This window comes from Kribbella sp. VKM Ac-2566 (assembly GCF_004366005.1).
In the GTDB taxonomy this organism is placed as follows: Bacteria; Actinomycetota; Actinomycetes; order Propionibacteriales; family Kribbellaceae; genus Kribbella; species Kribbella pratensis.
This window is the reverse complement of sequence record NZ_SODT01000010.1, coordinates 434,382-449,412: the sequence shown is the minus strand read 5'-3', so window position 1 is coordinate 449,412 and position 15,031 is coordinate 434,382. Positions and strand designations below refer to the sequence as shown.

General features: G+C 68.5%; 16 protein-coding genes. 7 read left to right on the top strand and 9 right to left on the bottom strand.

From position 1 onward, the window contains the following. Positions 1 to 12: 12 nt before the first annotated feature. Positions 13 to 1,206 carry an MFS transporter gene (locus EV647_RS20540; RefSeq protein WP_134005225.1) on the bottom strand — a complete coding sequence of 398 codons (1,194 nt, stop codon included), beginning with the start codon at positions 1,204 to 1,206 and terminating at the stop codon, positions 13 to 15. 80 nt (positions 1,207 to 1,286) lie between these two features. Here EV647_RS20540 and EV647_RS20535 point away from each other — a divergent pair, with 80 nt between their 5' ends. Continuing rightward, complete coding sequence (locus tag EV647_RS20535) at positions 1,287 to 1,856, top strand: putative glycolipid-binding domain-containing protein (RefSeq protein ID WP_134005223.1); 570 nt, start codon at positions 1,287 to 1,289, stop codon at positions 1,854 to 1,856. Between the two features lie 7 nt (positions 1,857 to 1,863). Here EV647_RS20535 and crcB read toward each other — a convergent pair whose 3' ends face one another. From crcB to EV647_RS20515, 4 genes are all read right to left on the bottom strand, one after another. After that, complete coding sequence (gene crcB, locus EV647_RS20530) at positions 1,864 to 2,235, bottom strand: fluoride efflux transporter CrcB (protein WP_134005221.1); 372 nt, start codon at positions 2,233 to 2,235, stop codon at positions 1,864 to 1,866. Further along, on the bottom strand, positions 2,232 to 2,723 hold the full coding sequence (locus EV647_RS20525) for a CrcB family protein (protein ID WP_202876245.1): 492 nt from the start codon (positions 2,721 to 2,723) through the stop codon (positions 2,232 to 2,234). The genes crcB and EV647_RS20525 overlap by 4 nt, the downstream gene beginning before the upstream one ends. A gap of 161 nt (positions 2,724 to 2,884) precedes the next feature. Further along, entirely contained in the window at positions 2,885 to 5,146 is a 2,262-nt protein-coding gene (locus EV647_RS20520; protein WP_202876244.1) for an FUSC family protein, read from the bottom strand. Positions 5,147 to 5,217: 71 nt separating this feature from the next. Then, positions 5,218 to 6,156 carry a hypothetical protein gene (locus tag EV647_RS20515; RefSeq protein ID WP_134005219.1) on the bottom strand — a complete coding sequence of 313 codons (939 nt, stop codon included), beginning with the start codon at positions 6,154 to 6,156 and terminating at the stop codon, positions 5,218 to 5,220. 287 nt (positions 6,157 to 6,443) lie between these two features. On the opposite strand from EV647_RS20515, the gene EV647_RS20510 reads away from it, so the two are divergent. Next, on the top strand, positions 6,444 to 6,860 hold the full coding sequence (locus EV647_RS20510) for a hypothetical protein (protein WP_134005217.1): 417 nt from the start codon (positions 6,444 to 6,446) through the stop codon (positions 6,858 to 6,860). Here the strand turns inward: EV647_RS20510 and EV647_RS20505 are convergent. Further along, positions 6,857 to 7,822, bottom strand: coding sequence for a zinc-binding dehydrogenase (locus EV647_RS20505; protein ID WP_134005215.1), 966 nt, complete (start codon positions 7,820 to 7,822; stop codon positions 6,857 to 6,859). The genes EV647_RS20510 and EV647_RS20505 overlap by 4 nt on opposite strands. Before the next feature lie 69 nt (positions 7,823 to 7,891). Here EV647_RS20505 and EV647_RS20500 point away from each other — a divergent pair, with 69 nt between their 5' ends. Next, positions 7,892 to 8,461 (top strand): TetR/AcrR family transcriptional regulator, encoded by a 570-nt coding sequence (locus tag EV647_RS20500; protein WP_370343565.1) that lies wholly within the window; start codon positions 7,892 to 7,894, stop codon positions 8,459 to 8,461. Positions 8,462 to 8,487: 26 nt separating this feature from the next. On the opposite strand, the gene EV647_RS20495 is transcribed toward EV647_RS20500, so the two are convergent. After that, the gene (locus EV647_RS20495) at positions 8,488 to 9,063 is read right to left on the bottom strand and encodes a sigma-70 family RNA polymerase sigma factor (protein WP_134005212.1); all 576 of its coding nucleotides are present in this window, start codon (positions 9,061 to 9,063) and stop codon (positions 8,488 to 8,490) included. A 163-nt stretch (positions 9,064 to 9,226) separates the two neighbouring features. On the opposite strand from EV647_RS20495, the gene EV647_RS20490 reads away from it, so the two are divergent. After that, positions 9,227 to 9,673, top strand: a complete 447-nt coding sequence (locus EV647_RS20490; RefSeq protein WP_134005210.1) for a GNAT family N-acetyltransferase — start codon at positions 9,227 to 9,229, stop codon at positions 9,671 to 9,673. 57 nt (positions 9,674 to 9,730) lie between these two features. After that, a complete protein-coding gene (locus tag EV647_RS20485; RefSeq protein ID WP_166680395.1) occupies positions 9,731 to 10,228 on the top strand; it encodes a DUF2505 domain-containing protein in 498 nt (165 codons plus the stop codon). Here EV647_RS20485 and EV647_RS20480 read toward each other — a convergent pair. Next, positions 10,220 to 11,098, bottom strand: coding sequence for a LysR family transcriptional regulator (locus tag EV647_RS20480; protein ID WP_202871246.1), 879 nt, complete (start codon positions 11,096 to 11,098; stop codon positions 10,220 to 10,222). The two genes, EV647_RS20485 and EV647_RS20480, sit on opposite strands and share 9 nt — an antisense overlap. Before the next feature lie 73 nt (positions 11,099 to 11,171). Here EV647_RS20480 and EV647_RS20475 point away from each other — a divergent pair, with 73 nt between their 5' ends. Then, complete coding sequence (locus EV647_RS20475; RefSeq protein WP_134005206.1) at positions 11,172 to 11,552, top strand: hypothetical protein; 381 nt, start codon at positions 11,172 to 11,174, stop codon at positions 11,550 to 11,552. Next, on the top strand, positions 11,545 to 13,089 hold the full coding sequence (locus EV647_RS20470) for a multicopper oxidase family protein (protein ID WP_134005204.1): 1,545 nt from the start codon (positions 11,545 to 11,547) through the stop codon (positions 13,087 to 13,089). Before EV647_RS20475 ends, EV647_RS20470 begins: the two co-directional genes overlap by 8 nt. Positions 13,090 to 13,100: 11 nt before the next feature. On the opposite strand, the gene EV647_RS20465 is transcribed toward EV647_RS20470, so the two are convergent. Then, entirely contained in the window at positions 13,101 to 14,648 is a 1,548-nt protein-coding gene (locus EV647_RS20465) for a mucoidy inhibitor MuiA family protein (RefSeq protein WP_134005202.1), read from the bottom strand. Between the last annotated feature and the right edge of the window lie 383 nt (positions 14,649 to 15,031).

The following is a 15,031-nucleotide window of genomic DNA, read 5'->3' as shown; positions in this document are numbered from 1 at the left end:
CGTGGTCGTCGGTCAGGTGCTCTCGCGGGTGCTGAGGATCGTGAAGGCGACGATCGCGAGGGCGGTCAGGCACGCCGGGATGAAGAAGACGTGCGGCAGGCCGATCGCGGCCACGCCGATGCCGCCGATCGTTCCGCCGATCGCCGAGCCGAGTGGGATCGCGCTCAGGAAGATCCCGGACGCGGTCCCGACTCCTTCGGGGTAGAGCCGCTGGGCGATCGAGACGCCGAGGGCGCCGACGCACGCCCACAACCCGGCGGTCAGGGCCTGGCCGACGAACAGGCCGACGACCGAGGTACTGAGCGCGTAGGCGAGGTTGCCGGCCAGCCCCAGTACGGCACCCGCCGTCATCGCCCGGATCGCGCCGAACCGGTCGGCGAGCCGCGCGACCACCGGGAGCAGCAGCAGTTCGAGGAGCGGCTGGATGCCGATCACGGCGCCACGCACCGCGTCGGACACGTGGAGTTGCTCGGCCATGTAGATCGGGAGGTAGCCGAACTTGATCGTGTCGCCGGTCATCGCGAGCACGCAGACCGCGGTGAAGATCAGCAACGGCGCCATCTGGTCGATCCTGCGGCGCTCGTCGGACGTCCCGGCGCGTGGAGCGTCGTACCGCTCGACGCGTTGCCGGCCGAGCGGGATCATCTGGGCGAACACGCAGGCAGCCGTTGCCACCAGCAACGCACGGAGCCCGAAGACGCCGCCGAACCAGCTGCCGAACACCGGGCCGAGGATCCAGCCCGTGGTGAATGCCATCCGGACGGTCGCGACGACCCGGTTCTCGGCCCGGGTCGGATGCCGGCTGAGCTCGTCACGGCAGGCCGCGAACAGCTGCGCCATCGAGCCGCCGGCCACGCTCAACGCCAGCGCGCTGATCACGAACGGCATCCAGACCGCGGTCGCCCCCGCCATCGCGAGCCAGCCGGCCGCGCCGATCACCGAGCAGATCCGGAACCACAGGAGCCGGTCCTGGGTCCGGTCCGACCAGCGCCCGACCAGGAACCCGGCGAGCGGCGCGGCCAGGTTCGTGACGTAGTACAGACCGGCGACGGGGAGTGGGGTGTGGAGCTCCCGCACCAGGAAGAGCGTCAGCTGCGGAGTCGCTGCCGACAGCCCGATTCCAGCCACCAGCAAAGACAAGAACGCCGAGCGGTAGAACCGCGACCGAAGAACAATCCCCAACGCGGACTCGGACCGGTCCAGCATCACTCTGAGTACTCCGATGCCAGCTGCACCTGTTCGTCCGTCACGAGGACCAGTCCATCACGTCCGGCTAGGGTCTGAACATGCTGCTCAGCCCACTGCCCACCGCGGCCTCGTGGACGCATCGGGGAGTCCGCGTCGGATTCGAGGTGCTGTTCGCCGGTGCCGGCCGGTTGAGAGGTCGTACGTCGGCTCGCGAGGACGGTTCGATCTGGTACGTCGGGTATGACATCACCGTCGACGCCGACTGGGCGACCGAGTCCGTGCACGCGGTGAACTCGACGGTCTCCGGTGATCTCGAGGTTGTGTTGACACGCTCCCCGGATGGTCGCTGGACCGTGAACGGTGTGGCTCGGCCTGATCTCGACGGCTGCCGGGACGTGGACTTCGAATCCTCGGCGGTCACGAACACGCTCCCGGTTCACCGCCTCCCGTTCGTTCCCGGTACTGCGGTCGACGTGCCGGCTGCCTTCGTGCAGGCCGAGGATCTGACGGTGGTGCGACTCGAGCAGCGCTACACGCTCACGAGCTCCGGCGAGCACGGACACGTGTTCCACTACGAGTCCGCGACGTTCGACTTCGAGTGTGAGCTGACGTTCGACGCTTCGGGTCTGGTGCTGGACTATCCGGGGATCGCGACCCGGGATCGCTGACGGGCTGTCAGCCCCAGATCGCCTGGCTGACAGCTACTCCGAGGAACACGCTGCCCAGGCCGGCCACGATGCTCGCGGTGACGTTCGCAACCGCGAGGAACCGCGCCCGGTCCTCGTACAGCCGGATCGTTTCGTACGAGAACGTCGAGTACGTCGTGAGCGCACCGCAGAACCCGGTGCCGACGAGGAGCTGGACGCCGTGGGGGAGAGCGGAGGACGCGCCGGCCAGGAAACCCAGGATCAGCGATCCCACGATGTTCACGCTGAATGTGCCCCACGGGAACAGCGAGTCGTGCCGGGACTGAACGGCGCGGTCGGCGACGTACCGCAGCGGCGCTCCGACCAGGCCGCCGGCGATCACCAGCAACAGCCGGGTCATCGCGTTCTCCAGGTGATCAGCGCGCGCGTCGCGCTCACCGTCGCCCGGACCGCGAGCAACGCGCCGACGACGGTCGTGGCGAGGTAGAGCAACGCGATCCCGGCGTTCCGCCCGGTGACGAGCTGCTGGATGTCCACGGCGCACGTCGAGAACGTGGTGAACCCGCCGAGCACACCGGTTCCCAGAAACGGGCGCAGGAGCCGTTGCCGGGTGAGAACGTCGGTGACCAGCACCATCAGGATCCCGATCAGACCGCAGCCGACTACGTTGATGATCAGCGTGCTCACGGGGAAACCGCCCGGGGGAGTCGGCCAGCCGAGCCCGACCAGGTACCTCGCGGCGGCGCCGATCGCGCCGCCGACGGCGATGGCGCCGAGGATCACCGGGTCGTGCACACGCTGCGCCCGGCCGTCGATCCGCAGGTCGACGTCAGAGTCGACCGGTCCCCTGGGCAAGGGTTCGACGGGGTGGTGGTGCTCCACAGACATGCCTCCTACCTGGACCGTGCCTCCCGGCGTGGCGCCGCGAGGTTCCTCAGGTAGGGACTGTTGGCCGCCGAAGGCGACAGTTGGATCCGGCGAGCCCCACCGCCGGTCAAACTCCGAACAGCATAACGGTCGCCGGTCGGCGACCGTCTCGGTGGTCCGGTTCAAGCAGTGCGGCTGGCTGCGGTGGCGAGGCTGGGTTGGAGACGGCGGAGGACTTCCAGGTGGTCGCTGGTCCAGAGGATGCGGATGGCGGTGGGTGTCGCTCTGCCGTTCTCGTCGTGGAGGTCCCGGCGTACCGCCTCGATCAGTCGCTCCTTCGTCGTGAGGTCGGCTGCGATCGGCTCGGGCACCTGCCCGCGATCTTCCAACGCGTCAGCGAGGCCGTCGTACCACTGGCGTACCCGTTCAGCGAGCACCAGGAGCTCGTCGTGCGCGGCGATCCGATCAGCTGGTGGCAGCTCGTCGTCCACGAAGCGTTCCCAGAGCTCGAGTACTGCGTCAGCCGCCAACCGGACCCCGACAACGCCGGTGACCAGCGTGGTCATCTCGCTGAGTGGAGCAGATTTCGTACCGCGTTCGGCGAGGTAGGTGCGGAAGGCGTCGTCCAGCCGCCGGGCCGAGGCGGCGGCTCGGCGAGCGTCTCGTGGAGATCCGGGGACAGTCCCCGGGTTGCAGCAGGCGACGGCGTAGTCCACCGCGTTGACGAGGTACTGGGCGCTGTCGGCGTACGCCTCGGAGAGCGCCTTGTCGACGGCGGACGTCGCACCGCGCGGCCAGAAGAACAGGCCGACGACCAAGCTCACAGCACAGCCGAGCGCGATGTCCTCGATGCGGAAGAGGATGAGCGACCAGCCTTCCGGCTGCGCGATGTTGAACAGGATCACGAGGGTGACGGTGAACGCAGCCTGTCCGGTCGCGAACGAAATCGCGGCCGGCACGATCCCTGCGATCAGCACCGCCACCGGCAGCAGGATCCACAGCACGGTGGCGTTGTTCCCGATGAGCTGGAGCAGACCGGCGCCGACGATCGAGCCGACGACCGTGCCGGCGAGGGCCCGGAACGCGTTCTGCCCGGTGTTGAGCGCATTGGACCGCAGGACCGACAGGGCGCCGAGGATGACCCAGAACGCGTGCTGGACGCCGGTCACGTCCGACAGGGCGACGGCGATCGCCAGGCCGACCGCACCGCGGATGCTGTTGTGCAGCCACACCGAATGGGGCTCGATGTGCGCGGCGGCGCGTTCCACGGCGCTGGCGAGAGGCCCGGTCAAAGAACCGGGTTCGCGGCCGAGGAGGCGATCCGGCCAGCTGCGTCGGTCGGCTGCCCGGTGGGTCTCGACGTTCTGCGCGATCTGCAGGACTCCGAACGAGATCTCCTGCGCCCGGAAGGAGACGTCGAGGCTGCCGAAGAACAGGTGCAGGTCCGGGTCGGCGACGTCGTTCCCCGGCAGCCTGCCGACCGCGCTCGCCTCGAGCGCGGTGACGGCACGGCGCAAGTCGTCAGCCGCGGCGCGCAGGTCGGCGGTGCCGAGACGTGGGTCCTCCAGCACCTGCGCGCAGAGGTCCAGGACGGTCGCGGCGGCCAGACGGACCGCGGAGGACTCGGGATCCCGCGCAGACTCGGGCAGCGTGGCAGGGGACGACTCGTCGAGAATCGTGCTCAGCCAGGTCAGCTCGTCGACGAGCCTGACCAAGGCCCGGGATCCTGTCGACAGGCCGGTTGGCCGGTACGGCGTCGCCGTGAAGGTACTGCGGAGTGCCGCAGTCGCGTTGGTGGTCGCCTCAGCCACCACGCGGCAGGTCTGCAGGTTGGACCCGGCCGAGAAGTGCTCGGCGTCGGCCCGCACTTGCTTCGCGGCAGCCCGGCAGACCTGTGCTGCGGGCGCGATCAGCGGGTCGACGGACGCTCGCGGCCAGAGCAGCCAGACCGCGATGACCGCTGCACACGCGGCGATGGACACGCCGGCGAGCCGTTGCGGCAGGAGCGCCAGTGGGGCGGGCGTCGACACGGAGAGGATGAATGCGAGCAGCAGCGACGTACCCGCACCCGCGAGAACCGAGCTGGCCGCGCCGCAGAACAGCACGACGAACGCTACGACCACCGTGGCCGCGACCGCGGTCCACACCGACTGTCCCGCGAGTGTTCCCAGCGAGACGAGCACCAGCCACGCCACTGCGAGCGCCACCTGGGCCCGCAGCCGCTGAACCGCCGTGCCGGAGAAGTCGACCAGGAGCAGCATCGCGAACGCACCGAAGGCGGCGAACGTCGCCACGATCGGCGCATGCAGGACCTGAGCGCAGAACGCGAACAACGACGGCATGATCAACGCTGTCCGCGCCGCCCGCCGAGTAGCGGCCAGGCCAGGATCTCGGCGCCGCAACCATCCCACGAGGAGCCCACCGGGGGCCGTCACGCTAGCCACCCCCGAAGGATCGCACGAAGGGACGCCGTCCCCCAGGCGTTCGCGCTGGAGGACGGCGTCCCGACAGTTGATCAGCCGCCGTTGAGGACGTCGTACTTCGGGGCGATGCGGAAGTACTGCGGGTCGGAGAAGGTCAGCGGGACCTTGCCCAGACTCTTGACGGCGGTGCTGGTGCCGTTGGCGTGGCCAACGGCGTACAGGTAACCGGACTTGGTTTCCTTGTCGATGCCGAGCAGCAGCGTGCCGCTCGCGCCGCAGTTGGTCGCGATCAGCTGCTCGAAGCCCTGCCAGGTCGTACCGCGGACCACCTTGCTGGTCGGCGCGGCCAGGTACTTCGTCGGCCAGGTGACGGTGACGAGTGCGCCGGACCTGGTGTTGGCGAGGAACGTCTCCGAGGTCGCGGTGCGGCCGATGAGCGCGATGCCCTTGACCGTGCTCAGACCGCCGACGCCGGAGGTGATGCGCCAGCCGCTGCCGTCGGAGATCCAGCGCTGCGTGATGCCGTCGGTGCGCTGGCCGTACAGCAGCGTGCGGGCCGGGTCCCCGGCGTTCGCCGGACGCAGGATCGACTGCTCGATCCAGCGGTAGTTGGACCAGCCGCCGCCGATCCGGAGATTGTTGTGCGGGTAGTGCGGGTCGAGCTGGCTCTGGCCGTCGACGACGAACGAGCTGGAGTACAGCGCGCCGCCCATGACGGTGAGACCGGACCGCGACTCGCCGCTGCCGAGCGGCGTGCCGGTGAACGTGCTGATGTGCTGGACCTGGTTCGCCGGGAACACCCCGGCCGTCCCACGGACCCCGCCGATGGTGATCGGTGCGGTGGCGTTCACCATCCGGCTGGTGAACGCGCCGGTCGACGTGACCGACCCGAGCCGCAAAGCGCAGGCCGCGGTAGTTGCCGTCGCGCTGCCCGCTGTGGACTGTGCAGCCTGGGCCGACGGCACCATGGCCGCCCCGAGGCCCAACGCGAGCACGCCGGCCGAGGCCAGACCTACGGTCTTACGAAACATCTGGATCGTCCTCCCCATTCACGCGGAGGCACCCCAGCCTCCGTCGTACCGCATTGGAGTCCGGCTGCCGCCGAAAAGTTGCCGATCGTGGTGGAGCGAAATCTCCCGGCCCGGCAGCCGTTTGCCGGCCGGAAAATGTAAAGGCGATGTGATGTCCCCGACAACGCATGAGGGGCTCGGTCGGCCGGGCTTCCTGGTAGACACGGGCGTGAGGACGTGTCGCCGACAGGGAAGCGGATTCGATGGTCATGGCGTGGCGGTTCGGTGCCGTTGACGTCGATGCCGTCATGTCGGTACTTCGTGACGCGACAACCTTCGCAAACTGGATGGTCGCCGTACCGCCGGAGCTTCGCCCCGGCCTCAACTGGCCGCAGGTGGGCAGCGTCATCCTGCGGGACGACGGTCGCGAACCGCGCGCCCGGCACGCCCACAACCGGCAGTTGCTCGTCGCGATCGTCGAGCGTTGGCGACCCGACAGCGAACTCGTCGTACGACTGCGCAGTGGACTGGGGGGCTGGGTCCAGGTAGCGGTCAAGGTGCAGCCACGCCCGGGCGGTTCGCTGATCGAGGTCCGCTCCGAACCGCTCACCGCCACCGCCCGTCTCCGCTACACCGGCACGGCCCGCGGCCGCGCCGAGGAACGCTGCGCCCAAGTCGCCGAGAACCTGATCGCTTTGGCCACCGTCGACGAGCCCGAGGACTAGACCGGCTCCAGGACGATCCGCCCGAAGACCTCGCCGTCCCGCATCTTCTGGTGTGCCAGTACGGCGTCGTCCAGCGGTAACTGCTCGTGGATCACCAGCGGCAGCCGACCCTCCGCCGCAGCGGCGAACTGCTCGGTTCTCACAGTACGGCGTTCTGCGGGCGACACCGTGTCCGCGCTTAAGGTTGCGAAGGACAACGACTTGCGGAAGTTGGCCATCAAGGCCGCACTCAGATCGGGCGGTGGTGGGCCGGCGATCGCTCCGACCGCGACGAGCCGGCCGTTCGGTCGTAGCTTGTCGAGGAACACCGGCAACTGCGGGCCGGCGACGACGTCGATGATCACGTCGTACGCCGGGGGAGCGGTGGGATCGCCCGCCCCGGACCGGTCCAGAACGTGCGTCGCGCCGACCGCGCGCAACAGTTCACCGCGTGCCGCTGACGAGGTCGTGACCGCGACCGCCGATGCACCGCCCTGCGCGGCGAGGTGGACCGCGAGGATGCCGATGCTTCCGGCAGCGCCACGCACCAGAACAGACTCGCCGTGGCTGAAGTGCGCGTGTTTCAAGCCGAAGTGCGCCACGATGCCGGAGTTCCCGAGCGTCACCGATCCCGCGGCGGACAGGCCGGTCGGCAGCGGTACGACGTCCTCGACCGCAGCGATCGCCTGCTCGGCGTACCCGCCACCAAGACCTGTGAACGCCCAAACGCGTTGGCCGATCCACGAACGGTCCGTGTCGTGGCCGACGGCAACTACCGTCCCCGCAACCTCCGAACCCGGTATGAGACCTTCGCGGAATCCCCACGCGGCAAGGGAACCGCTGCGAATCAGCGCATCGACACCTCCGACACCGACCGCCTCGACCGCGACGAGTACCTCACCCTTGCCGGGCTCCGGCGCCGGTACCTCGACGACGCTCAGCCCGTCGGGACCGCCGAACGCCTTGATTTCCACTGCCTTCACTTGTCGTCTCCTCTCGATCTGTTCCGAGCCTAAGTGGACGCACCCGTCCGGTTGGCTAGAATGAGAGGAGTGAAGGATCGATTGCCTCAGAAACTGCGCGCCGACGCGGAGGACAACCGCGAGCGGATCCTCGCCTCGGCCCGGACGCTGTTCGCGAGCGAGGGACTGGCGGTGCCGATGCGCGAGATCGCCCGGCACGCGGGCGTCGGGCCCGCGACGTTGTATCGCCGCTATCCGACCAAGCAGGCGCTGGCGACCGCGGCCTTCGCCGAGCAGGTCCGTGCCTGCGAGGCGATCGTCGAAGAGGGGCTTGCGGCAACGGATCCGTGGCAGGGGTTCTGTCTGGTGATCGAGCGGATCTGCGAGCTGCATGTCCGCAATCGAGGGTTCACGGATGCGTTCCTGGCGACGTACCCCGACGCGGTCGACAGCTCGGCGAGTCGCGAGCTCACACTGAAGTCCGTGGCCATTCTTGCGCGGAGGGCGAAGGCCCGGAGTCAGCTGCGGCGGGACTTCGAGTTGAGTGATCTCGTCATCATGCTGACCGCGCACCGGGGGCTGCAGGCGTCGACGCCGGCTCGGCGGCTGGCTGCGTCGCGCCGGTTCGCGGCGCTGACCGTACAGGCCTTCAGCGCTTGAAAATCCCTCCGCCCTTCACGAGCCGGTCATCCGATGATCCGGCGGAGCCGGTTCGTCGCGCGGAACTGGAGTTGTTTGACGGCGCCGTCGGTCCGGTCCATCGCGGCGGCGGTCTCGCTGATCGACAGGCCCGCGAAGAACCGCAGGAGCAGGCACTCGCGTTGGTCGTCCGGCAGCAGCGAGAGGGCGCCGCGCAGCGACGCCTCGCTCACGGATGCCAAAGCGGCCTGCTCGGGTCCCACGGACTCGTCGACCCGCGGGTCGATCTCGTCGGTGACAATCGCCAGCCGGCTCCAGCCGGAGCGGTGATGGTCGATCACCACGTTCCGGGCGATGGTGACCAGCCAGGCCGCGAAGTTCAGATGCGCCCGCGGCCGGCGGGCAATCGCGCGGAAAGCCCGGAGGAACGTCTCGCTGGTCAGATCCTCGGCCGCGCTGCGGGACGAGGTCTTGCTGTAGGTGTACCGGTAGATCGACGGCAGGTAGCGATCGTAGAGCCGGCCGAAGGCCGCTGCGTCACCCGCTTGCGCGAGCCGGATCAGTTCATCCTCGTCGTCGAGATCGTCGGAAACTGCGACAGATGTGGCGGTGTGTATGGACATGTTTCGGTTACGCACCGCCTGGTGCGAAGGTGTTGATGGCCATGCGCTTCCTAAGCCCCGTTCTCAGTCAGCTACGCGGTGAACATCACGAAAAGGTTACACAAAGTCGCCCACCGTGTCACCACCTATCCGCTCCGTAGCTTCAAGCAACAGTGTGGGAGCTATGGAAGACGTCCACCTCAGACCGGCCACTGCCGCCGACGACGAGTTCCTCTACGACCTGCACCGTCGCACCTTGGGCGACGTCATCGAGGCGACCTGGGGTCCGTGGGACGACGACGTACAACGGGAGTTCCACCGGAAGTGGTTCGCGCCGGAGACCGTCGAGATCGTCTTCGTCGGCGGCCGCCCGGCCGGGATGGTGCAAGCGGCGATGACCGATGCCACGACGTTCTACATCTCCCGCATCGAGATCGCACCCGAGGTGCAGGGCGGTGGCGTCGGTACGGCGTTGTTGCGTGGTCTCCTCGATCGCGCTCGCGCATCGGGTGCGAACGCCGTCGAGTTGCACGTGCTGCAACTGAATCGTGCGCGTCACCTGTACGAGCGTCTCGGCTTTCGGGTGGCCAACGTGGAGCCTCCCAAGCTCAGGATGCGCTTGGCGCTGTAAGGCCGGAAGCTGCAGTGGTCGGGACCGTGTGCCGGCGGGCGGTGCAAGATGGGGCGCATGGATCTGTCTCTCGCCACGTCGTACGACGCCTCTCCGGAGGAAGTGTTCGCGATGATCACCGACGTCACGTTCCAGGAGCAGGTGTTCGAGCGGCTGCAGGCGCCGTCGTACGACGTGGTGGTGGGCGACGACGGTGACGACCTGGCGGTTCAGCTCCACTGGCAGACGCAGGTTTCCGACGTACCGATGGTGGCCCGCAGGTTCGTCGGGAACACGCTGGAACTCGAGCAGTCCAAGGTCTGGCATCGCCCTGACGTCGACGGTGCGCGGCTGGCGGAGGTCGGCGGAGCGCTCACCGGCGTGCCGGTGAAGCTGACGGGTACGACGCGGATCGCTCCGGAAGGCCGCTGGACCACGCAGGCCTTCGATCTGCAGGTGACGGCATCCGTCCCGGTCGTCGGCACCCGCCTCGAGTTGCTGGTCGCGGAGGCGGTGCGATTCCGGCTGGAGAAGAAGTTCGAGGTCGCCTGGTCCTGGCTGTCCGGCTCACTCTGACCAGTTCCAGGTGGTGATTGCTGTGCGCATCAGTTGGGCGGCAGTGGTCAGGTTGGCGTCGGCGCTCCAGAGCAGGGACAGGGTACGGCGGCACTCGGGGTGGTCGACCGGGATGGCGGCGACGGGGTAGCTGGGGATCGAACGGCGGGCGAAGTCGGGGTTGAAGCCGATGCCGAGACCCGCGCGGATCAGCTCCTGGATGGCCGCGGCCTCGTCGCTCTCGCAGACGATCCGCGGTGTCACGCCGGTGTCGGCGAACAACCGGTCGAGAAGCCGGCGTTGCCAGTGGCCCTTGCGGGCGATGACGAACGGCTCGTCGACGAGATCCTCGACCGTCACCGACGTACGGCTCGCCAGCGGATGGTCGAGTGGCGTCACCACCCGAACGGCTTCGTCGAGCAGGACGGCCGATTCCAGGCCGGCGCTCGGCACCGGCTGGGACGCGACGCACAGGTCGATGTCCTGGGCGCGGAGCCGGCGCGGCATTTCGTCGGCCGACATCTGCTGGAGCTCGATCTCGACGGCCGGGTGGTCGCGTTTGAAGCCGGCGACCGATTCGGTGAGGGCGAGGAACGTCTCGGCGGCGAGCCGCACACTGCCTGAACCCTGCACGGTCGCCTCGGCGACGGCTCGGCGGCCTGCGTCGAGTTCGCCGAGCGCGCGTTCGACATACCCGCGGAACAGGACGCCTGCCGGGTTCAGGCGGAGGCGTGCGGCGCGGTCGAACAGCGGCGTACCGAGTTCGCTTTCCAGGCGCGCGATCGTGCGGCTCAGCGACGGTTGCGCGACGTGGAGTTCCTCAGCCGCGCGGCTGAGGTGCTCGAGGCGGGCGACGACGACGAACTGGCGGAGCGTGGTCAGGTCCATCATGACTCTTCCGTCATAACGAGATAGCGATATTGGTCTTGGACTCTCATAACGTTCGAATCATAGTGTCGCTCGCATGGTCAGTGGCTGGGTGTTGCGGGGCGTCGTCAGTGCGCACCTGGTAGCGGTGTTCGGTCAGCCGGTCTTCGCCGGGGTCTATCTGAGTGGTGACTTCGACGGGCTGCGAATGCACGCGGTGGGTGCGGACGTCGTCACCTCTCTTGGGTATCTGCAGGTGATCGCCGCGGTGGTGGTGTGGGTGCGGCTGCGGCAGGTCTGGCCGTTCGTCGCGTCGTTGGGAGTGGTGGTGGCCGAGACGGTGCAGTACATCGCGGGGGAAGGCGGCGCCTTGTGGTTGCACCTGCCGCTGGGAGTGGTGACGGTTGCGGCTGTCGTCGTGCTGTTCATCGGGGTCTGGCGGCAGCCCGTCGTACGGCGGGAGGTTGAGCATGCGTGACCGGATGAGTCGGCGTCAGGTGCTGGGGATCGGGGGAGCGCTCGGAGTGGTGGCATTGGGCGGGCTGTCGAGTGCTGCTGCACTGTCGCGACGTCCGGCGTCGACGGGTGCCGTATTGCGTAGCGCCGTACCGCTGCCGCCGGCGTTTCAGGTGCCGTTACCTCTTCCGCCCGTGTTGTCAGGTGCAGAGATCGAGATCGTGCAGAGAGAAGTCACAGCGGAGATCCTGCCCGGTGTGCCGACCCGGTTGTGGACGTACGGCGGGACGTTCCCGGGACCGACGATCGAGTCGCGTCGAGGCCATGCGGTCACGGTTGCCCACCGCAACGAGTTGCCGGTGCCTACCGTCGTACATCTTCATGGTGGGCGCACGCCGGCGGAGTCGGACGGGTATCCGACCGATCTCGTGCTGCCTGCCGGGTGGGGGCACGCGGGGCACGGGATGCATGATCCGCGGGCGGTGACCAGCGAGGTCACACGCTCGTATACGTTTCCTTTGGATCAGCGGGCGACGATGCTCTGGTATCACGATCACCGGATGGACTTCACCGCACCGGCGATCTGGCGCGGGCTGGCCGGGATGCACATCGTCCGGGACTCCTCGGAGGAATCGCTCGAGATGCCGTCCGGGGTGCGCGAGCTGCCGCTGATGATCGCGGACCGGGCGTTCGCTGCTGACGGGTCGTTGGCCTATCCATCGATCGATACGACGTTGCAGATGCATCCGGGTGTCCAGGAGCCTTATATTGCTGGGGTTCTGGGTGATGTCATCCTGGTGAACGGGGCGCCTTGGCCGGTGCATGAGGTGGACGGCGCGCGCTACCGATTGCGGATTCTCAATGCGTCGAACGCGCGGCACTACGACCTCGAAGCGGTCCTCGACGACGGCCGCCGCCTCGACCTCGTGCAGATCGGCGCCGATCAGGGGCTGCTTCGTGCACCCGTCATTCATCGCAACCTGCCGATCGCACCGGCCGAGCGGTTCGACGTGATTCTCGACTTCGGTCAGGTGCCCGTCGGGAGCCGGGTGCGGATCGTCAACCGGATGGGATCCGGGCGCGCGCGCGACGTGATGGCGTTCAGCGTCGTACGGAAGGCGGCCGATCGCAGCCGGATTCCTGAGGTGCTGTCCGACGATCTGCCGGTTTGGCAACGATCGGAGGCATTGCGGGTGCGGGACTTCTCGTTCCGTGCCGGGAAGATGGGGGACGGGCACGGCTGGCTGATCGGCGGGCAGCCGTTCGCGCCGGATCGCACGGACGTCACCACCCGGCTCGGCGACGTGGAGATCTGGCGGTTGGTCGCCGACATCCACCATCCCGTACACCTGCACCTTGTCGGCTTCCAGGTGTTGTCACGCGGCGGACGTGCTCCTTTGCCGCATGATGCGGGCCTGAAGGACACAGTGTCGCTGCGGCCGGGGGAGTCTGTCGAAATCATCACCCGCTTCGACGGCTATCGCGGGCGCTACCTCTTCCACTGCCACAACGCCGAACACGAAGACATGGGCATGATGGCCAACCTCGAAATCACCTGATCCACCGCGGTTTATTCGCGCCAGCCGGTGAGTTCCACGGATTTGGCGGTGTCCACTCGGAACGCGAGTTTGACGGTGGTTTCGGTGTCGGGGGCGAGGTCGAGTTTCCAGGTGATGACGCCTAGGTCGGTGGTTTCCGTCGGCTCGGGGTCGGCGGTCAGTCGCTTCACGGTGATCTCGTGGTCACGGGACACGGGGAACTGGTCGAGCACGGTGATCCGGGCGGTGCGCGGAGTGTGGTTCTCGATCTTCGTCTCGTACTCGACCTGCCGACGGCGCGTCGACCCGAGCGTCGCCTTCGTCGCGTCCCGCCGTACCAGCTTCCGCTCGACCCGGATGCGGTCGTCCATGCCAAGAGCGAGCTCGACGTCCTCCCCGGGCGCCCACAACGGCAACGCGGCCGAGCCGACGAAGTCCGCCTCGTGGAAGACGGCGGCCTTGCCGGCGGGGAGCGTGTGGGTGGAGGAGTTCACCACAGTGGCCCGCAGATGTACGTCGGTCGATCGCACCGGCGCCGTGATGTAGTCCAGGTCGGCGTCGAGCTCGAACGCGGCGATCGTTGCGCGGTGAGTGGCGGCGTCAGAGGGTACGGCGACGGGTCGCGGCGGGGTGTAGGTCGCGGCTGTGACGCCCTGTTCGACGGTCGCGTCCAGATCGACGAACTGGGCCGATTGCTCGATGAAATCCGCCTGTTGACCTGCTCCGCGAGCCAGTGGGAGGCCGGCTGGTGCGTGCGGCATCGGCGGACGCGTGCGGTCGAGGTACCAGGCGTCGAGCTCCGGCACCTTCGCGGTCACGGTCGGTCGAGCCGTGGACAACGTGAGGTCGCACTCCGGCCAGTCCTCGCCTGTTCGCTGCGTGATCAGGCCGTACCAGTTCAACGTCAGCCGATCGCCCTTGAGACGTACGTCGTACGAGCTGGTCCACCCTGCCGCGGGCACAACGTACGAGAGCTCGATCTCGACCTCCGCCTCGGACTCCAGTGCCAACGCGACAGCCGCAGTACGCCGGTCGGGCGCGCGCTTCTCCGTGAGTGCAGCAAGCCGACGGCCCACTGCAGCGAGCCGCTCTTCGATCTCGCGGCGCTGCACAGTCAGCTCCCGGCGCGTCGCCCGTACGGCGGACAACCGGCCCGCCAGCGACTCAGTGAACTCACTGAGCTCCGCCCCCGGATCACCCGACGCGAGCGTGCGCGCAAAACTTCCACCGGCCCGCTTCGCCAACTGCGCCAGGAAGGCCTCGAGCTGCACCTGTACGTCGTCCGCGTCGGTGAGCGCCGCGACCTCGTCCTGCGCCGCACGCTGAACCCGCTCGAGCTCAGCGACCGTCTCGTCCGGCGCCTGCGGATGATGCCGCGTCGCCACGTCCACCCCGAGTACCGTGGCCGGCCCCCGCCCCGACACCCGCACGGAGTCCTCTTCCAGCAACAGCGGCAGCGGTTCGACGTACACAACCTGATCCCCACCCGGCACCGTGATCCGCCCCCGCCGAGTAACCCGCGCCCGATCCGGATAAACAGTCACAGCAACAACCGGCGCCTCCACCACAAGCTCACTCATCCCACGACAGTAGGCCCCCAGAGGACTAACAGCCCCAGCCACCACCGCCCGGATCCGCCTCCCTTCGCATCGACCACCCTGCCCACGCACGCACCACGTGCACGCCCCACCCACCGCCCCGCCCCCCGCACCGGCCCATGCACCGCCCACGCGCCGGCCCATGCACCGCCCACCGCACCGGCCCACCGCACCGGCCCACGCACGGCCCACGCGCCGGCCCATGCACCGCCCACCGCACCGCCCCACGCACGGCCCACACGCCGGCCCATGCACCGCCCACCGCACCGGCCCACGCACGGCCCACGCGCCGGCCCATGCACCGCCCACCGCACCGGCCCACCGCACCGGCCCACGCACGGCCCACGCGCCGGCCCACCGCACCG